At 60.8% G+C, this 18,016-nt stretch carries 15 protein-coding genes; 14 read left to right on the plus strand and 1 reads right to left on the minus strand.

What is annotated here, in order from left to right; all coding sequences use genetic code 11:
- Nucleotide 1: 1 nt before the first annotated feature.
- Genes waaC through ACI77I_RS03435 form a run of 6 tightly spaced genes read left to right on the plus strand, consistent with a single transcriptional unit; the run spans nt 2 to nt 5,924 of the window.
- Nucleotides 2-1,063, plus strand: coding sequence for a lipopolysaccharide heptosyltransferase I (gene waaC, locus ACI77I_RS03410; protein WP_094949241.1), 1,062 nt, complete (start codon nt 2-4; stop codon nt 1,061-1,063).
- Nucleotides 1,063-2,187: a glycosyltransferase family 4 protein gene (locus tag ACI77I_RS03415; RefSeq protein ID WP_094949240.1), complete on the plus strand. Its 1,125-nt coding sequence runs from the start codon at nt 1,063-1,065 to the stop codon at nt 2,185-2,187. Before waaC ends, ACI77I_RS03415 begins: the two co-directional genes overlap by 1 nt.
- Nucleotides 2,184-2,990: a lipopolysaccharide core heptose(I) kinase RfaP gene (gene rfaP, locus ACI77I_RS03420; protein WP_094949239.1), complete on the plus strand. Its 807-nt coding sequence runs from the start codon at nt 2,184-2,186 to the stop codon at nt 2,988-2,990. Before ACI77I_RS03415 ends, rfaP begins: the two co-directional genes overlap by 4 nt.
- Nucleotides 2,990-3,724, plus strand: coding sequence for a lipopolysaccharide kinase InaA family protein (locus ACI77I_RS03425; protein WP_242154074.1), 735 nt, complete (start codon nt 2,990-2,992; stop codon nt 3,722-3,724). The genes rfaP and ACI77I_RS03425 overlap by 1 nt, the downstream gene beginning before the upstream one ends.
- Nucleotides 3,721-4,473, plus strand: coding sequence for a lipopolysaccharide kinase InaA family protein (locus ACI77I_RS03430; RefSeq protein WP_094949237.1), 753 nt, complete (start codon nt 3,721-3,723; stop codon nt 4,471-4,473). Before ACI77I_RS03425 ends, ACI77I_RS03430 begins: the two co-directional genes overlap by 4 nt.
- Nucleotides 4,473-5,924, plus strand: a complete 1,452-nt coding sequence (locus ACI77I_RS03435; RefSeq protein WP_406996963.1) for a lipopolysaccharide kinase InaA family protein — start codon at nt 4,473-4,475, stop codon at nt 5,922-5,924. Before ACI77I_RS03430 ends, ACI77I_RS03435 begins: the two co-directional genes overlap by 1 nt.
- Nucleotides 5,925-7,109: 1,185 nt before the next feature.
- Here ACI77I_RS03435 and ACI77I_RS03440 read toward each other — a convergent pair.
- Nucleotides 7,110-9,197, minus strand: coding sequence for a TonB-dependent receptor family protein (locus ACI77I_RS03440; protein ID WP_406996964.1), 2,088 nt, complete (start codon nt 9,195-9,197; stop codon nt 7,110-7,112).
- Nucleotides 9,198-9,359: 162 nt separating this feature from the next.
- On the opposite strand from ACI77I_RS03440, the gene ACI77I_RS03445 reads away from it, so the two are divergent.
- The 8 genes from ACI77I_RS03445 to ACI77I_RS03480 all read left to right on the plus strand — a co-directional run bounded on the left by ACI77I_RS03445 (nt 9,360) and on the right by ACI77I_RS03480 (nt 18,008).
- Nucleotides 9,360-9,701 carry a YceK/YidQ family lipoprotein gene (locus ACI77I_RS03445; protein WP_094952900.1) on the plus strand — a complete coding sequence of 114 codons (342 nt, stop codon included), beginning with the start codon at nt 9,360-9,362 and terminating at the stop codon, nt 9,699-9,701.
- 153 nt (nt 9,702-9,854) lie between these two features.
- Nucleotides 9,855-11,612: a carbamoyltransferase gene (locus tag ACI77I_RS03450; RefSeq protein WP_094952899.1), complete on the plus strand. Its 1,758-nt coding sequence runs from the start codon at nt 9,855-9,857 to the stop codon at nt 11,610-11,612.
- Complete coding sequence (locus ACI77I_RS03455) at nt 11,596-12,726, plus strand: glycosyltransferase (RefSeq protein ID WP_406996965.1); 1,131 nt, start codon at nt 11,596-11,598, stop codon at nt 12,724-12,726. The genes ACI77I_RS03450 and ACI77I_RS03455 overlap by 17 nt, the downstream gene beginning before the upstream one ends.
- The gene (locus ACI77I_RS03460; RefSeq protein ID WP_094952897.1) at nt 12,726-13,622 is read left to right on the plus strand and encodes an antimicrobial resistance protein Mig-14; all 897 of its coding nucleotides are present in this window, start codon (nt 12,726-12,728) and stop codon (nt 13,620-13,622) included. Before ACI77I_RS03455 ends, ACI77I_RS03460 begins: the two co-directional genes overlap by 1 nt.
- On the plus strand, nt 13,619-15,034 hold the full coding sequence (locus ACI77I_RS03465; protein ID WP_094952896.1) for a PIG-L deacetylase family protein: 1,416 nt from the start codon (nt 13,619-13,621) through the stop codon (nt 15,032-15,034). The genes ACI77I_RS03460 and ACI77I_RS03465 overlap by 4 nt, the downstream gene beginning before the upstream one ends.
- Nucleotides 15,035-15,091: 57 nt before the next feature.
- On the plus strand, nt 15,092-15,976 hold the full coding sequence (locus ACI77I_RS03470; protein ID WP_406996966.1) for a DUF6625 family protein: 885 nt from the start codon (nt 15,092-15,094) through the stop codon (nt 15,974-15,976).
- A complete protein-coding gene (locus ACI77I_RS03475) occupies nt 15,973-17,127 on the plus strand; it encodes a glycosyltransferase (protein ID WP_094952894.1) in 1,155 nt (384 codons plus the stop codon). The genes ACI77I_RS03470 and ACI77I_RS03475 overlap by 4 nt, the downstream gene beginning before the upstream one ends.
- The gene (locus ACI77I_RS03480) at nt 17,124-18,008 is read left to right on the plus strand and encodes a glycosyltransferase (RefSeq protein ID WP_094952893.1); all 885 of its coding nucleotides are present in this window, start codon (nt 17,124-17,126) and stop codon (nt 18,006-18,008) included. Before ACI77I_RS03475 ends, ACI77I_RS03480 begins: the two co-directional genes overlap by 4 nt.
- Nucleotides 18,009-18,016: the final 8 nt, after the last annotated feature.

Below are 18,016 nucleotides of genomic sequence, written 5' to 3' on the forward strand. Positions count from 1 at the left end.
TTTGCGAGTATTGGTAATCAAGACCTCATCCCTGGGCGACGTGATCCACGCCTTGCCGGCACTGACCGACGCGGCGCGGGCGATCCCTGGCATTCGCTTTGATTGGGTGGTGGAAGAAGGCTTCGCCGAAATCCCCACCTGGCACCCGGCGGTGGACAAGGTCATCCCGGTGGCGATTCGCCGCTGGCGCAAAAACATCTGGCAAACCATCAAGAGTGGCGAGTGGCGGCGCTTCAAACAGCGTATCCAGGCGACTAAATACGACTTGGTGATCGACGCTCAAGGCCTGCTGAAAAGCGCCTGGCTGACGCGCTACGTGCGTGCCCCAGTGGCCGGTTTCGACAAACACTCGGCCCGCGAGCCAATGGCCTCGCGCTTCTACTCGCGGCGCCTGGCTGTAGCCCGTGGGCAGCATGCGGTGGAGCGTTTGCGCCAGCTGTTCGCCGTGGCGCTGGGTTATGACTTGCCCAAAGGGCTGGGCGACTACGGCCTGAGCGTCGACAAACTGCTCGGCCTGCCGCCGAAGAAACCTTTTGTACTGCTGCTGCACGGCACCACCTGGGACACCAAACACTGGCCCGAAGCCTATTGGCGCGAGTTGGCTGAGCGCATGGGCCGCCTGGGTGTGGACGTGAAGTTGCCGTGGGGCAATGCCGACGAAAAAGCCCGCGCCGAACGCCTGGCCCAAGGCCTGCCAAACGCCGAAGTGCTGCCCAAGCTGAACCTGGCCGGTGTGGCCCGCGTCCTGGCCGGCGCCCGCGCTTGCGTGGCGGTCGACACCGGCCTTGGCCACTTGGCCGCTGCGTTGGACGTGCCGACCATTTCCCTGTTCGGCCCCACCAACCCTGGCCTGACCGGCGCCTACGGCAAGGGCCAGATTCACCTGGCCAGCGACTTCCCGTGCGCGCCGTGCCTGCAAAAACACTGTACCTATCAACCAACGGCCGACGACCTGCGTCGGTTCGACATCAAGCGCGAGTCGCCCCTGTGCTTCACGCGCTTGAACCCTGAGCGTGTGGCAAGCCGACTGAGCACGTTGTTACTGGCTGAGGAGCTGCACTGATGCAACTGGCTTTTGTTCTGTACAAATATTTCCCCTTCGGTGGCCTGCAGCGCGACTTCATGCGCATCGCCCTGGAGTGCCAGCAGCGCGGCCACCAGATTCGTGTCTACACGCTGATCTGGGAGGGCGATATACCGCCGGGCTTCGAAGTGCTGGTGGCGCCGGTCAAGGCGTTCTTCAATCACCGTCGCAATGAAAAGCTCAGCGCCTGGATGGAAGCCGACTTGGCCAAGCGCCCGGTGGACCGCCTGATCGGCTTCAATAAAATGCCCGGCCTGGACGTGTACTACGCCGCCGACGGCTGCTTTGAAGACAAGGCGCAAAACCTGCGTCATTCGCTGTACAAAAGCTTTGGCCGTTACAAGCACTTTGCCGAGTACGAGCGCGCGGTGTTCGCCAGGGGCGCCAAGACTGAAATCCTGATGATCTCGCAAGTGCAGCAGCCGCTCTTCATCAAGCATTACGACACCCCGCTGGAACGCTTCCACCTGCTGCCGCCGGGCATCGCCCAGGACCGCCGCGCACCGCCGAATGCCGCCGAAATCCGCGAAGGCTTCCGCAAGGAATTCAACCTCGCCGACGACGACTTGCTGCTGGTGCAAATCGGTTCCGGCTTCAAGACCAAGGGCGTCGACCGCAGCCTCAAGGCCGTGGCCGCGCTACCGGCGGAACTGAAAAAACGCACCCGACTGTTTGTAATTGGCCAGGACGACCCCAAAGTATTCCAATTGCAGAGTGCGACATTGGGGCTGGGCGATAACGTGCAGTTCCTCAAGGGCCGCAGCGATATCCCTCGTTTCCTGCTGGGCGCCGACCTGTTGATCCACCCGGCGTACAACGAAAACACCGGTACTGTGTTGCTCGAAGCCCTGGTGGCCGGGTTGCCGGTGCTGGTCTCGGCGGTGTGTGGTTATGCCCACTACATCCGCGAAGCCGACAGTGGTCTGGTGCTGGATGAGCCGTTTGAACAAACGCAGCTCAACCACTACCTGACCCAAATGCTCACCGACACTGCACAGCGCGCGGCCTGGGGCCGCAATGGGTTGGCGTTCGCCGAGACGGCCGACCTCTATAGCATGCCGCAGCACGCGGCCGATGTGATTCTGGCGGAGCCAAAGCGATGAAGTTGATGCTTGCCGAACCGTTCAAGACCCTCTGGGCTGGGCGTGATGCCTTTGCCGAAGTCGAGCGGCTGGAAGGCGAGGTGTACCGTGAACTCGAAGCCCGCCGTACCTTGCGTACCGAGGTGGATGGTCGTGGCTATTTTGTGAAGATCCACCGTGGCATCGGCTGGGGCGAGATCGTCAAGAACCTGGTCACCGCCAAGCTGCCAGTGCTCGGCGCAGGCCAGGAGTGGCAGGCCATCCAACGCCTGCAGGAAATCGGCGTGCCGACCATGACCGCCGTGGCTTACGGCGAGCGCGGCAGTAACCCGGCCGACCAGCACTCGTTCATCATCACTGAAGAGTTGGCGCCCACCGTCAGCCTGGAAGATTTCAGCATCGACTGGGTCAAGCAGCCGCCGGAGCCACGCCTCAAGCGCGCGCTGATCGCTGAAGTGGCCCGCATGACCGGCATGATGCATCGCGGTGGGGTCAATCACCGCGACTGCTACATCTGCCACTTCCTGCTGCACACCGATAAGCCGGTGACCTTCGATGACTTCAAGCTGTCGCTGATCGACCTGCACCGCGCCCAGACCCGCGACAGGATCAGCCATCGCTGGCGCGACAAAGACTTGGCCGCGCTGTACTTCTCGGCGCTGGATATCGGCCTCACGCGTCGCGACAAGTTGCGCTTCCTCAAGGGCTACTTCCAGCAACCGCTGCGCCAGATCCTCGCCGAAGAAAACGCCTTGTTGCAATGGCTGCAAACCAAGGCTGACAAGCTTTACGCGCGTAAACAACGCTACGGGGATGCGCTCTGATGGCGGGTTGGAACCTGGAGCCCGCTTACGCCGCCCTGGCGGATGATTTCGGCAGCCTTGAGGCGGTATTTGCTCTGGAAGGCGAGCAACTGACCCACGACCCGCTGTCGGAAGTGGTTCGGGTAGAGCGCGGCGGGGTCAATTACTACGTCAAGCGCTACGTCGGTGCCGGCAAAGGCCTGCGTCGCTACCTGGGCAAACCACGGGTGAAGTCCGAGTGGCAGAACCTCAAGCGCTTCGCCAAATGGGGTATTCCCACTGCTGACGTAGTGGCCTGGGGCCTGGAGCGCAAGGGCCTGGCCTACGCCCGTGGTGCGATGATCACCCGCGAGTTGCCGAAAACCGAAGACCTGTCGGTGCTGGCTGATCGCAACGATCCGTGTTTGAAAGATCCCAAGTGGGTCAGCGCGATCAGCCGCCAGCTCGCCGAATATACGCGCACCATGCACGAGCACCGCTTCACCCATAACGATTTGAAGTGGCGCAACCTGTTGGTCGATGACCAGCAAACCCTGTACCTGATCGATTGCCCCAACGGCGACTTCTGGCGTGGCTTCTGGCTCAAGTACCGTATCACCAAGGACTTGGCCTGCTTGGACAAGGTCGCCAAGTATCACTTGTCGGCCACCCAGCGCCTGCGCTTCTACATGCAATACCGCCAACGCACGCACCTGACGGCGTCGGACAAACAGCGAATTCGCCACGTGGTGAAGTTTTTCGAGGGACGCGAATGAGTGATTTCCTGGCGGCCGAAGACCGCGCCTTACTTGAGCGCAACGGCCTCGCTACCTTCGATGCCCTGTGGGCCAGGCAACTGGACGCGGTGGATGAACCCAATACCAGCAAAGGCGGCTGGAGCAGCGTGTTTCGCCTGGAGCTCGAAGGCCAGGGTTACTACCTTAAGCGCCAAAGCGACTACTTGACGCGCACACTGCACAAGCCGTTTGGCGAGCCCACCTTCGCGCGTGAATTCCGCAATATCAGCCGTTATCAGAAGCTCGGTATTCCGGCATTGCAGGCGGCGTTTTTCGGTGAGCGCAAGGTTAATGGCGAGCACCGCGCGATGTTGCTGACCCGCGCCCTGGACGGTTGGAACGACCTGGATTCGTTGCTGGAGCAATGGCCGCAACTCACGGACGCCCAGCACTGCGCGATCCTGCTGGCGTGCGGCCAACTGGCTCGTCATCTGCACAGCGTCGGCCAGGTGCATGGCTGTTTTTATCCCAAGCATATTTTTTTGCAGGCTCTCGGCGACGGCTATGCCGCGCAGTTGATTGACCTTGAGAAAACTCGCCCGCTGTTGTTCGGCCAGCGTGATCGGGTCAAGGACCTGGAGCCGCTGTTGCGCCGCGCGCCGCAATGGTCGGACGCGCAAGTGCGCCAACTGCTGGCCGCCTATCTGCAACAGCCTGAAGACAGCGCACCGGTGGCCGCCTGGTTCCAACGCCTGACGGCGCGCCGCAGCCATAAGGAGAACCGCTGATGCGTTTGTCCGAGCTGAAGAAAGCCGGCCGCACGCCTGATCTGCCGCTGACTATCGAGCTGGCGGACGCCGCAGGCCCAGGGCAGTTGCAACTGCTCAGCCTGTTGCGCGTGTTACCGGGCGAGCGCTACGTGGGTGCTGGCGTCTGGCGCGGGCGCACGGTGCTGGCCAAGTTATTGGTCGGCAGCAAGGCGGCACGCCACTTTCAGCGCGAACTCAGCGGTGTGCGCCTGCTCGCCGAGCAAGGCCTGACCACGCCATTGCTGCTTGCCGATGGCCTGCAAGAAGGCGAGGGCGGCTGGCTGCTGTTTGAATTTATTGAAGGCGCCCAAAGCCTTGCCGATGCCTGGCAGGCCGTCGAAGGCTTGCCGCCGCTGGCTGACGAACAAACCGCCGTGCTCGCTGAGGCCCTGGCGGCGATTGCCCAGATGCACGCCAAAGGCCTGTGGCAGGAAGACCTGCACCTGGACAACCTGCTGCGCCAGAACGGCAAGCTGTACCTGATTGACGGTGCCGGGATTCGTGTCGAAGAGGCGGGCAAACCGCTGTCGCGCAACCGCGTCCTGGAAAACCTCGGGGTGTTTTTTGCGCAGTTGCCGAAAAATGTTGAGCCGTTCACCGAAGAGCTGCTGGTGTACTACCTGCTGAGCAATGGCGAACATGCTGTGCCGCTGGAGGCCCTGGAAAAACAGGTGCGCAAAGTCAGCGCCTGGCGCTTGAGGGACTTTTTGAACAAGGTTGGCCGCGAATGCACGCTGTTCAGCGTGGTGCGTGGCGCCTTTGCCTTGCGCGCGATTCGTCGCGAGGAAGAGGTCGCGATGCTGCCGGTATTGGAGCGGGCTGATGCATTGCTGGATCAGGGCCACCTGTACAAAACCGGTGGTGCGGCCAGTGTGGGCAAGGTCGAGGTGGCCGGTCGGCCGCTGGTGATCAAGCGCTACAACATCAAGGGCTTTGCCCATTGGCTCAAGCGCTTCTGGCGCCCGAGCCGTGCCTGGCATTCGTGGCGCGAAGGCAACCGCCTGGCGTTTCTGGGGATTGCTACGCCCAAGCCGCTGGCGGTGTTGGAGAAGCGGTTCTTCTGGCTGCGCAGCCGTGCGTATCTGGTGACTGAGTTTTTGCCGGGGCCGGACATCATCGAGCGTTTCGCGCCTTACGTTGAGCACGGCGATGCGCCTGAAAGCGAGCTGCTGGCGCTGGATCATCTGTTTGCCGAGCTGATTCGTGAGCGCATCAGTCACGGCGACTTCAAGGGCCATAACCTGTTCTGGCACGCAGACCGCTGGGCGTTGATTGACTTGGACGCCATGTGTCAGCACAGCTCAGTCGCCAGCTTTGCGCCGGCGTATGCCAAGGATCGCGCGCGGTTTATGCGCAACTGGCCGCAGAGCAGTGCGCTGTACCAACTGATCGATCAGCGTTTGCCCAAAGAGATCGGCGTCGCCGGTTAAAGCGGGCTTTCGGCCCTATCGCGGGCATAGGTATCTACGCAACTTTTTATGGGTTGAGTTCTTTGGTTGTCGCGGGGGGGCGCTGGGTACATATCCGTTGCTGCGGTAACGGCTGATATGGGTTCCGCTCTTACAGCGGGTCACTTTTGGAAAAGAGCCCCAAAAGTAACCAAAAGGGCTCTTGCCCCACCACTCGGCACCTCGCCTAGGCTCGGTGTGCCCTCACTCCGGCTTTGGAGCGGGGGCCGCCGCGATGGGCCATCCTTGGCCCATCGCGGCTAAACCGGCGTCCTGCCGGTTTACCCCCGCTCCAAAGCCTGCGTTCGGCCAGCGTGGTTTAACGGGGCGCCTCAGATCAAGATCAAAAGCACGGCGGCCTAGTAGCCGACCTGAGTGGTTAAATCAAAAGCAAAACCGAGGCGGCCTGACAGCCGACCTGATATTTGAAACTGAACTCAATCTAATGTGGGAGCTGGCTTGCCTGCGATGGCATCAACTGGCTATGCCTGATACACCGAGGTGCCTGCATCGCAGGCAAGCCAGCTCCCACAGAAAAACAGAGTGCCACGGTGCAGGCAGCTAAACTCGGTCAAAATTGTGGGAGCGGGCTTGCTCGCGAAGGCGGTGGGTCAGTTACACATGAGCTGGCTGACCCACCGCCTTCGCGAGCAAGCCCGCTCGCACATTGGGATCTCATTACATCAGCTAGATAGGGTGGTGCTCTGCTCTGCTCTGCTCTGCTTCTGCCTTGCTTTTGCTTCTACCACTCAGGTCGGCTACTAGGCCGCCGTGCTCTTGCTTTTGATCTTGATCTTGATCTGAGGCGCCCCGTTAACCACGATGGCCGAACGCAGGCTTGAATCCGTGGGTAACCCGGCAGGACGCCGGGTTAGCCGCGATGGGCCAAGGATGGCCCATGGCGGCGGCCCACGGATTCAAGCCGGAGTGAGGGCATGCCGAGCCTAGGCGAGGCACCGAGTGGTGGGGCAAGAGCCCTTTTGGTTACTTTTGGGGCTCTTTTCCAAAAGTGACCCGCCGTAAGGGCGGAACCCATATCAGCCGTTACCGCAGCAACGGATATGTACTCATATCTACCTAAAAGCCCCGCCAAAAGCCTAGCGCAACACAAAAAATCGCGTAGATACCCATGCCGCAATAGGGCCCCCTAGGCGCCGCGTGGCCTGATCAGAACTGATATTCAGCCCCAGCCCCCGCATACCATGACCTTCCCGGTGCCGCTTCGTAATAGCGGAAGTTGCCGTCCCCGACAATCACCGAACCCACGTACTGGCGATCCAGCAAGTTATCCAAACGCAAGGTCTGGTGAAAGGTCCAGTGCTCGACCTTCTGCTCAAAGCGCGCACGCCAGTTGAATACGCTGTAGCCCGGCGCGGCGCGTTGCTGGTTGGTGTCTTCGACGTAGACCTTGCTGCGGTAAATGCCTTCGATGGCGGTGCTGACCCAGTCGCGGGGCTTCCAGTTCAGCTCGGCGAAAAGGGTGGTTTGGGGCACGCCCGGGAGGTAGTTGCCTTTGTCGATGGCTTTCCCGTTCCCGATGAAGTCACTGTCGTAGGTGGCTTGCAGTCGGGTGTAGGCGAGGCTTGTGCTCCAGTGGTCGCTGAGCTGGCTTTCAAGGCCCAGTTCGAAGCCACGGCGCAGGGTGCGGCCGGCATTTTGATAAGTGGTGCGCCCGTCCTTGGATTGCGCCACTACCAATTCATCCTCGGTGGTGATCTGGAAAAGGGCGGCGTTGAGGCGCGTGTCTTGGCCAATGCGTGCTTTCAGGCCGACCTCGTATTGTTTGCTGACGGAAGGCTTGAGCGCGAAATTGAAGCCGTTTGAGGTGCTGGAATACGCCGACTCCGCCTGAGTCGGCGTTTCGAAGCCTTTGCCCGCGCTCACGTAACCATGCAGGTCTGGCGTGAAGGCGTACATCACGCTCACTGACGGCGTGTTCTTCTGGTAGGTCTTGCTGCCGCTGTCGTTGCCGTCGCTGAGAAAGTGGTCGTCCACGTCCATCTTCAGGGTGCTGTGGCGCAGGCCTGCTTGCAGGGTCCAGTCGCCCAGCAGCCAGTTGGCTTGCACGAACGGGTCGAGGCTGGTGGCAGTGTCGATTTCGTCGCGGCCCAAGGCGCCTTTGACGCCGTGCACGCCGTTGAGGGTGTTGGAATAGCCTTGGCGATCATCCTGGCTGCGGTCGTAGTCGAGGCCGGTGATCAGGGTCAGGTCGCCGGGGGCGCTGGTGATCGGTTGCAGCCAGTGGATGGAGCCGCCGTAGAACTTGCGGTCGAAGTCCACGACGCCGCCGCGCTTGTCTGACGGCGTACCGCCGGGAATCGACAAATACTGAATCACACTCCGCCGCCCTGTATACGCGTTCACCTGCAACGTCGCATCGCCGATGTAGCGCTCGTAATTCATACCCAATTGCTGATGATCGATGCTTTTTCGCGTGTTGTACTGCAGCGCGGCGGGATCCGCAGAGCGCGGATCTGCTTTATAGGCTGCCCATTTCTGCCCCAGCGGGTCCTGCGTGCCGTTCTGCTCCAGGCTGCTGTAAATCAGCGCCAGTTTGCTGTCGTCATCCGGCTCGAAGTTCAGCTTGGCAAAGGTCTGGTCGCGACGGGCGCTGCTGTGGTCGCGGTAGCCGTCGGTGTCCATGCGCGAGGCGTCGAGCACGAAACCCGCGCCGTTGGCTGCGCCTTCGGCCGTCAGGTGGTGCTTGCTCAGGCCGTCGCTGCCCACCAGGGTTTCGGCGCCGATGCGCGGCGAGCCTTCGCCGTTGCGGGAAAACATCTGGATCACCCCGCCGGCGTTGCTGCCGTACAAAGTGGCTGCCGGGCCGCGCAGGACTTCGATGCGCTCGGCGGTGTCGAGGTTGAAGGTGGCGGCCTGACCCTGGCCGTCCGGGGTGCTAGCGGGAATGCCATCAGCCATCAGCTTGATGCCGCGCACGCCAAACGCCGAACGGGCACCGAAGCCGCGCGAGGAAATCTGCAGGTCCTGCGCGTAGTTCTGGCGGTTTTGCACCACCAGGCCGGGCACGCGCGAAAGGGCTTCGGAGGCGTTGATGCCGAGTTGGCCGTCGCTGATTTGCTCGTGGCTGATGCTGTCCACCGAGTACGGCAGGTCGAAGGTCGGGCTGGCGCTGCGTGAACCGGTGACCACGCTGGGGTCGAGGATCAGTGGGGGCTCGTCGGCCCTGACGCTGTAGCTCACCCCCAAAAGGCCAGCAAGCAACATCGTGAAACAGATGGGGGTGACAACGTTCATAAGCAAGCCGACATCCATAGCGCGCAGCGCTGGCGCGCAAAAGTGCGCAAGTTTAACGGCTCGGCAGGCGTTTGCCGACTGACTCATCGGTGGTTTGTCGATCTATCTGGAGTTCGCAACCCTAGGTTAAGCTGCCGTTTTCTACTCAAGAAGATGCTACTGATGAAGCTTGTAAAGAATGCCTTTCTTGCTGCGATTGCACTTTCGACTGCCGGTTGCGGCACGATCAATACGGTATTTAGAGAAGACGCGGTGACGAGCCGCAACCTTAAAGAACTGCGCAGTCACTGTGAGAATGTGCCGCGTGTTTACAGTGGCGTGGTGTATGACTTCTGCTCCCTCAATGGCGAGCCCAACAGTCACGGGAATATGGCGGACCAGCAGGTTAACTCGATTCCTTGGATGGCCATTGATTTTGTCGCATCAGGCGTTCTGGATACGTTGGTGCTGCCTTACACGGTCTATCGGCAGAGCAAGGACGGCAGTATTGAGATCTTTCGCTAGGGCGCAGTGACAACGGGTCGCCATAAACGCTAGATCATCACCGGACGTCTTTACGCTATAATCCCGCCCTTTAGCTGTTTCTCGTCCAGGCGAGAGGCACACTTTTTTCAGGCGCAACCCGCCTGTATGCAGACTAAAAGAGGCTAGACCCCTGTGGCATTGACGATTCTTGGCCTGTCCGGCGCCCTTAGCCATGATCCTTCCGCAGCCTTGTATATCGACGGCAAGCTGATCGCGGCCGCCGAAGAAGAGCGCTTCGTACGCGACAAACATGCAAAGAACCGCATGCCCTACGAGTCGGCGAAGTTCTGCCTGGAGCAGGCCGGCATCAAACCTTCCGACGTTGATGTGGTGGCGATCCCGTTCGCCCCGATCAGCCTGTTCGGCGAGGCGCGCTGGCACTATGCCAAGCGTTACTGGTACGCCCCGGACCGCGCCCTCGACGCGATCCTGATGGGCAACCGTCGCTACAAGCGCTATCGCAACAAGATCGTCTGGTGCCTGGAACAACTGGGCTTTGATCCGAAGAAAATCAAGATCGAACCGGTTGAACACCACTTGGCTCACGCCTCCAGCGCCTACCACTGCTCCGGCTTCCAGGAAAAAACCGCGATCCTGGGCATCGACGGCAAGGGTGAGTACGCCACCACGTTCTTCGGCTACGGCGAAAACGGCAAGATCCACAAGATCAAAGAATTCTACGACCCGGATTCCCTGGGCGGCCTGTACGGCGCGATCACCGAGTTCCTCGGTTTCGAGATGCTCGACGGCGAGTTCAAGGTCATGGGCATGGCGCCGTATGGCGACGCCAGCAAGTACGATTTCTCGCGTCTGGCCTCGTTTGAGAATGGCGAGTTGGTGATCAACACCGACTACGCCAACGTCATCGGCCTGCGCCGCTACAAAGAGAAGGGCAAGGGTTTCTACTTCTCGCCAAAGCTGATCGAGTGGCTGGGCCCCAAGCGCGAAGGCGACATCGCCGACGAGCCGTACATCCACTACGCCGCCAGCATGCAAGCGCTGTTCGAAAAGCTGGCCTTGCAGATGATCGACCACTACCTGGGTGACATCCTCAAGGACACCGGCAAGCTGGCCTTCGCCGGCGGCTGCGCGCTGAACGTTAAGTTGAACCAGAAGATCATTGCCCGCGATGACGTCAAGGAGCTGTTCGTGCAGCCGGCGTCCGGCGATGCCGGCACCGCCGTCGGTGCGGCGGCCTACGTGTCCCACGCCCGTGGTGTACCGGTTGAGAAGATGGAACACGTCTATCTCGGCCCGTCCTACAGCAACGAAGACGTGATCGCCGCGTGCGCCAAGCACGCGAGCAAGCCGGTGTGGCGCAAGATCGAGAACATGCCTAAGCGCATCGCCAAGATCATGGTCGACGGCAACCCGGTGGCCTGGTTCCAGGGCCGCATGGAGTTTGGCCCGCGTGCGTTGGGCGGTCGTTCGATCATCGGTTGCCCGAGCGCGACCGGCGTGGCGGATCGCATCAACCACCAGATCAAGTTCCGCGAGCGCTGGAGGCCTTTCTGCCCGTCGATGCTCGACACTGTGGCCCCGCAGATGATCAAGGTCGATCACCCGGCGCCGTTCATGACCTTCACCTTTGAAGTGTCGGACGAGTGGAAAACCCGCGTGCCGGAAGTGGTGCATGAAGATGGCACGTCCCGCGCCCAGGTGCTCAAACGCGAATACAACCCGCGCTACTACGACATGATGAAAGAGCTGGAAGTGCTGACCGGCAACGGCGTGTCGCTGAACACCTCGCTCAACCGTCGTGGCGAAGCGATGATCTGCTCGCCGACCGACGCGCTGAACATGTTCTTCGGCTCCGACCTGCAGTACCTGATCATGGAAGACATCCTGGTCGTCAAAGACGGCGTGGACCCTTATGACTCGGTCGGCTGAGCGCCACGTCCTGCAGTTCTGCCACGGCTATGACGGGCCGTTCCTGGATTGCGCGCGGCAGTACGCGAGCCTGTTCGCAGGCTCGGGCTATAAAGTGACCACGGTGTTTCTCACCGGGGTCGCTGACCCCGAGGTCGCCGCCGGTTGCGCCTCTGATGAAGTGTTGTTCATGGAATTCAGCTCCAAGGCCATTCGTGGCCTGAAGCTGGGCGCCATCCGTGAGCTGCGCAAGATCGCAGCGTCGCGCAACTTCAGTTTCTGCATCGCTCACCGGTTCAAGCCGATCTATATCGCCTTGCTTGGCACGCGCTTGCCGGTGATCGGTGTGCATCACGCGTTCGGTGACTATGAGCGCCGCACCCGCAAGCTGTTTGCCTCGATTTTCCGCAAACGCCTGAGCCTGCTCGGTGTGTCCGATGCGGTGCGCGATGACATGCGCCGTTGCCTGCCGACCTGGCCGGCGGCGCGTATTCAGACGCTGTACAACCGCATCGATGTTGACGCCCTGCAGGCCCAGCAGGTGTCGGCCGAGGCGGCGCGGGATGCCTTGGGGCTGTCGCCGGACGAGTGGGTGGTCGGCAACGTCGGCCGTCTGCACCCGGACAAAGACCAAGCCACCTTGCTTAAGGGTTTTGCCCTGGCGTTGCCACATTTGCCTGCGCAGAGTCGCCTGGCGATCCTCGGTACCGGTCGGCTGGAACAAGACCTCAAGGCTTTGGCCCGCGAGTTGGGCATTGCCGAGCAGGTACTGTTCCTCGGCCAGGTGCCGGAGGCGCGCCGTTACTTCCGAGCGTTCGACGCCTTTGCCCTGAGTTCCGATCACGAGCCGTTCGGCATGGTGCTGTTGGAAGCCATGGCCGCTGGCGTGCCGCTGTTGGCAACTGCGTGTGGCGGCGCCCGGGAAGTGGTCGAGGGCGTGGGTATTCTGTTTCCGTTCGGTGACGCCGAACGCCTGGGCCAAGGGCTTCGGCACCTGGCGGCGATGGATCGTCAACAGCACCAACAGTGTGCCGAGATGATGCTCGAGCGCCTGCACGAGCGGTTTTCGGATCAGGCGGTACGCGATACGTTCTGGCTGTTGCCGCCTGTCATTGCACTGACCGCGAGGGCCTGATGCTCAATCGATTCCAAGGCTGGCGTGAGCGTGGCTGGGCGGTCGTTGACGCGCCCACTTACAGTGACGCCTGGCAGCGTTACGGTGGCAGTGTCGCCACCCATCCGCAGGTGGTTGAACGTCTGGCCGGGCTGGCCGACATTCCTGTGCGCTACTTGGCGTGGGAACAAGGCGGTGAGCTCAAGGCGTGCATTGCGACCTGGGGGCGCGACTTGGCCCTGTCCAAGGATGTGCTCAAGCGCCATGGCAAGAAGGGCTTGTTCGACTTGGGCAATGCCGAGTTGATCCTGCCTGCCGCCGCCGATGCCCAGGCGCCGTTGCGCCATCGCGGGCGCTACCTCTCGGCCCTGAATGAAGGCCGGTTTGCTGGCCTCAAGCTCCAGGCCGAGCAGTTGGCCATGGCGCGTACGCCGGAAGAACTGTCGAAGAAGTTTCGCTATAACCAGCGCCGTGAGTTGCGTTTGCTGGAAGAGGCGGGCGGCGTGGTGCGTGCGGTCCAGGAATTCTCCAGTGCAGAGCTGGCAGCGATTTACTGCGACCTGTTCCAGCGCCGCTGGGGTTTTGCCGCCACCGGTGCCGAGCGCATGGCGCAGGTGATCGAGTTGCTGCGTGAATGGCTGATCGGTTCGGTGATTTTCCTCAACGATGCGCCGATTGCCATTCAATTGGTCTACCGCGTTGAAGCGCCCGAATGGATCAGCGTCGAGTACATCAATGGCGGCGTAGACCCTGAAACGCGCGCGTTCAGCCCGGGCAGCGTACTGAGCTTTCTCAACACGCAAAGTGCCTGGGAGCAGGCGCGTGAAGCCGGCAAGCCGCTGCGGTTCTCATTCGGCCGGGCTGACCGCGAATACAAGGACCGTTGGTGCAACCCTGTACCGGTATTCAACGTATGAGCGAGTCGACGAGCCGTAAGCAGGCGCTGCTCAAGCGCCACCGCCGTAATAAACGCATCAGCCTGCTGATCGGCCTGCTGCTGTTGATTGGCGTGGGTGTGCTGGTGGCCTGGTGGCTGCCGCTGGTGCTTGCAGTGCTGGCCTGGGTGGCCCATGAAGCCTGGTTTGCCGACCACCTGTTTTACTCGCCCAAGGACGACTACCAGTATCAGTTTGCAGCGGATACCGAGCAGCCCAAGGTCACGCTGATCAACGGCCGGTTGGTGTTAGGCGAGGCGCTGGAGCTGGCGGGCAATGAGACCCTGATCCTCGCGCTGCGCCTCAAGAGCAGCGCGTTGGGCCGCTTTATCGACCCGTTTATTACCTTGCCTGGCGCTGATCGCCAAGTGTTCGAGCGCGGCGTCAATGGCCTGCGCTACCTGAACCTCACCGGCCAAACGCAAGCGCTGCTCGATGGGCAACTGCTGCTGGGGGCTCGGTGCTGCCGCGTGCTGGGTACGCCAGTGCTGTCGGTATTCCGTCAGCCTGATGTGCGCGAGCAACGGGTGATGGTCATTGCGCCGCACGCCGATGATGCCGAGTTGGCGGCCTTTGGCCTGTACAGCCAGGCGACTCAACCCTGGATCGTGACGTTGACGGCGGGCGAGATCGAAGCCGAGCACTATCAGCACATGGGCCTGGGCAAGCCTGAGGCGGCACGCCTCAAGGGCCGTTTGCGTGCTTGGGACAGTGTCGCCGTACCGCGTTGGGCTGGGGTGGCGCAGGAACATTGCGTTCAGCTGGGGTATTTCTGCCTGCAATTAGCGGCGATGAAAGCCGAGCCGGATCGCGCCGTGGCTTCGCGAGAGGCCGAGTTGAGCGACATTCGCCTGTTCCGCCAATTCAATCCGTTCCCTTTGCCGGCGGATGCCGATGGCCGGCCGACCTGGAACAACCTGCTGGCCGACCTGCGCGCGTTGCTGCTCATGGCCCGCCCGGAAGTCATCGTGTTGCCCCATCCGGTGCTCGATCCGCATCCTGATCATATCTGCGCGCAGCAAGCCGTATTGGAAGCCTTACAGGGGCTTGAATGGCAGCCGACGACGTTGCTCGGTTACGCCAATCACCTGCATGACAATGACCGCTGGCCGATGGGCGATTCGGGCGCCGGTATCGCTTTGCCACCATGTTTTGATTCCACGTACACTTTGCGTCCTTATTGCCTGCCGGTGTCCGAAGGCCGGCAGTGTGACAAGGCCATGTCGCTGGGCATGATGCATGACTTGCAGCCCAGGATGCCGTTCAAGCGGCGTGTGCGGCGTGTCATACAGCGCTGGCTGGCGGGAAGGGCTGTCTCGCCCTGGGGTGAGAACGAGTTTTTCCGCAAGGCCATTCGGCGGCATGAGCTTTTTTGGTTCATCAAGCACAAGTAACGTTAAGCAACGTGTTGGAGCGCTGAGCGCTCCCGTAAAACTGACAGTGAGTCCCCAGTGATCAATCCGTGCCCCCGCATCCTCTTCCTCATCCCATACTTTGGCCATTGGCCTTTCTGGATGCCGTTTTTTCTCGAAAGCTGCCGGCGCAATGCGGATATTGACTGGCTGTTGTTCAGCGACTGCCCGATACCGGACAACGTCCCGGACAATGTCAGGATTGAAAGCATCAGCTTTGCTGATTACTGCGCGTTGGTTTCACAGCGTTTGTACATCAATTTTGCGCCGCAGGCCGCCTACAAGTTGTGCGACATCAAGCCTGCGTTGGGGCACATCCATGCCGATCGCCTAGAGGGGTACGATTTCTGGGCGTTTGGCGACCTGGACCTGATCTATGGCGACCTGCGCCGGTATTTCACGGCTGACCGCCTGGCCGGTTATGACTTGTTTTCGACCCATGAACGGCGGGTTGCCGGCCATTTGTGCCTGATGCGTAACACTGCCAGAAAGCGCCAGGTGTTTATGCGGATCAAGGATTGGGAAGCGCGTTTCACCGATCAGGAGCATCATGCGCTGGACGAAGGCGCGTTCAGCCGTATTTTCCTGTGGCGCAAGAATTTTCCCAAGCCGTTGTTCAATCTGGTGGGCAAACTCAACCCGTGGCGCCGTCGCAGTGAGTTCACCGAGGCGTTCAGTACGCCGGGTGGTGTGATCAAGTGGCATGACGGCACTGATCGCTTCCCGCACCAATGGTTTTGGAACAATGGTCATTTGACCAACGACAGAGATGGCGACCGGGAATTTCCGTATTTCCATTTTGTCTGCTGGAAGCGTAATCAGTGGCCATTGGTGCCCGCGCCAAGCGCTGAGTACACCGAGGCACTGGCCGCTGAGTCATCCTGGGTTGTTGATGCCACAGGTTTCCATCGAGGAGAGTTATGAGTCGGCCTTTCAAGGTCCTGCAATTGCAGCCTGACTACAATGTTAAATCCCATGATTTTGCCGACTTGGCCGAACAGATCGTCAAGGCATTGCCTGCGGACCGCTATGAAGTCACCGCCGCGTTCCTGCGTGGCCAGCCGGAGCCTGGGGGGCCGGTCAGTCGCGCGGCGACCTCCGTCTACTTCGAGTTTTCCGACGCGTCACTCAAGGGCTTGAGGCTGCGCGCCATGTGGCAGTTGTATAAGTTCTGCCGCAGGGAAAAGTTTGACGTCGTGGTGTGCAACCGCTTCAAACCGGTCAACATGATGTTGCAGCTGAACCGCTGGCTGAAGATCCCGTTGTGTATCGGCATCTCCCACGGCTTCGGCGAGTATGACCGTCTGTACCGACGCAAGCAGGCGCAGCGCTGGGTCGACGAGCACTGGCGTTTTGTCGGTGTGTCGCCGGCGGTCAAGCAGTACCTGCTGGACTGCAACTGCGGGTTTACCGATAGCAATACCTACGCCATCACCAATGCCATCGACATCGAGCAGGCCGAAGCCTTGCAGCATTCGCGTGAACGCGCGCGTGAGTTGCTGGGCATCGACCCTTCGGTGCGTTTGATCGGCGCCTTGGGGCGCCTGGTGCCGGTCAAGGGGCACACCTATTTGTTGCAGGCGTTCGCCGCACTCAAAGACAAATACCCCACAGCGCAGCTCGCCATCATTGGCGCGGGGCGTGAGGAGTCCAACCTCGCCGCGCAAATCCAGAGCCTTGGCTTGGCTGGGCGTGTGCACTTGTTGGGCTTCAAGGAAAATGCCCTGCAGTACGTTCGCGCCTTTGATATCTGGGCGATGCCTTCCCTGGCCGAAGGCCTGGGCCTGGCGCTGCTGGAAGGCATGAGCGGGCGCCTGCCGGTGATCGCGTCAAGCGTGCCGGCCATGCTGCCGCTGATTGAAGGGGCGGGCGGCCTGGCGGTTGAGCCGGCCAACGTCCCCGAGTTGACCCAGGCGCTGGATACCTACCTGGCGCTGCCCGATGAAACGCTCGTGCAAAAAGGCGAGCGGGCCTACCAGTACCTCCAGGCGGAGCACGACATTGAAGTGTTCCGTCAGCAATACCTCGAACTGATTGATTCAGGATTGGCTCAAGCCCGCAGGAACAATGTATGAACCAGAGTCAGCCCTTGGTCACGGTGATCATCGCGTCCTATAACCATGCGCCGTACATCGAGCAAAGCATCCTCAGTGCCCTGAACCAGACGTATCCAAACATCGAGTTGTTGGTGATTGATGATGGGTCGACAGACGACAGTGTCGAGCGTATTCGTCGGTTGCAGGAACACCACACCTTCGACTTTCGCGTCCAGCAGAACCAAGGCCTGACCAACACGCTCAATGGCGCGATTGCACGCTCCCAAGGCCCGTTGGTTGTGCCGTTCGGTTCCGACGACATCATGTTGCCAGAGCGGATTGCGACCCAAGTGGCCTATATGGATGGCAAGCCGGAGGTGGGGATCTGCGCGGGTAACATCGAACTGATCGACGCCCAAGGCGAGCTGTTTCCTGAAAAGCGCCAGCGTCGCGACGTGCCGTTTCGGCGCCTGGACTTCGACGATATGTTCTTGGAGCGCAAACCGTACCCGCCCGCACCCACGCTGATGATCCGGCGCGAGGCGCTGGAGAAGGTCGGTGGGTTTGATCCGAAGATTCGTCTGGAAGACTTGTTGATCGAGTTGAAAATTACCCACGCCGGGTACTTCATCGATGGCTTGAACGTGGTCATGGCCCGCTATCGCAAGCACGCCACCAACTCGTACAAGAACCATCGATTCATGATCGACAATATCTTGCGTTCCTACGCGTTGTTCAGCGACCACCCGCTCTATGACGAGGTGCGTTACAAGTTCCTCAGCTCCATGTTCCTCAAGACCGCCAACCGTGATCGTAAGTTGGCGCGCGAGCTGCTGGCGCAGATCCCGTTCCGGGCCTGGAATAAGAAAACCTGGCGCGGCTTGAGCCGGTTGTATTTTTCCCCGCTGGAGAAAGACTGACAGCGCAT

Origin of the sequence: Pseudomonas sp. D47, from assembly GCF_045447305.1 — a bacterium.
Classification (GTDB): Bacteria; Pseudomonadota; Gammaproteobacteria; order Pseudomonadales; family Pseudomonadaceae; genus Aquipseudomonas.

Coding starts and splice junctions, on each gene's coding strand:
- ACI77I_RS03455 (WP_406996965.1), top strand. CDS start 11,596: ATGACTCGGTCGGCTGAGCGCCACGTCCTGCAGTTCTGCCACGGCTAT.
- ACI77I_RS03460 (WP_094952897.1), top strand. CDS start 12,726: ATGCTCAATCGATTCCAAGGCTGGCGTGAGCGTGGCTGGGCGGTCGTT.
- ACI77I_RS03475 (WP_094952894.1), top strand. CDS start 15,973: ATGAGTCGGCCTTTCAAGGTCCTGCAATTGCAGCCTGACTACAATGTT.
- ACI77I_RS03445 (WP_094952900.1), top strand. CDS start 9,360: ATGAAGCTTGTAAAGAATGCCTTTCTTGCTGCGATTGCACTTTCGACT.
- ACI77I_RS03415 (WP_094949240.1), top strand. CDS start 1,063: ATGCAACTGGCTTTTGTTCTGTACAAATATTTCCCCTTCGGTGGCCTG.
- ACI77I_RS03465 (WP_094952896.1), top strand. CDS start 13,619: ATGAGCGAGTCGACGAGCCGTAAGCAGGCGCTGCTCAAGCGCCACCGC.
- rfaP (WP_094949239.1), top strand. CDS start 2,184: ATGAAGTTGATGCTTGCCGAACCGTTCAAGACCCTCTGGGCTGGGCGT.
- ACI77I_RS03425 (WP_242154074.1), top strand. CDS start 2,990: ATGGCGGGTTGGAACCTGGAGCCCGCTTACGCCGCCCTGGCGGATGAT.
- ACI77I_RS03435 (WP_406996963.1), top strand. CDS start 4,473: ATGCGTTTGTCCGAGCTGAAGAAAGCCGGCCGCACGCCTGATCTGCCG.
- ACI77I_RS03480 (WP_094952893.1), top strand. CDS start 17,124: ATGAACCAGAGTCAGCCCTTGGTCACGGTGATCATCGCGTCCTATAAC.
- ACI77I_RS03440 (WP_406996964.1), bottom strand. CDS start 9,197: ATGAACGTTGTCACCCCCATCTGTTTCACGATGTTGCTTGCTGGCCTT.
- ACI77I_RS03430 (WP_094949237.1), top strand. CDS start 3,721: ATGAGTGATTTCCTGGCGGCCGAAGACCGCGCCTTACTTGAGCGCAAC.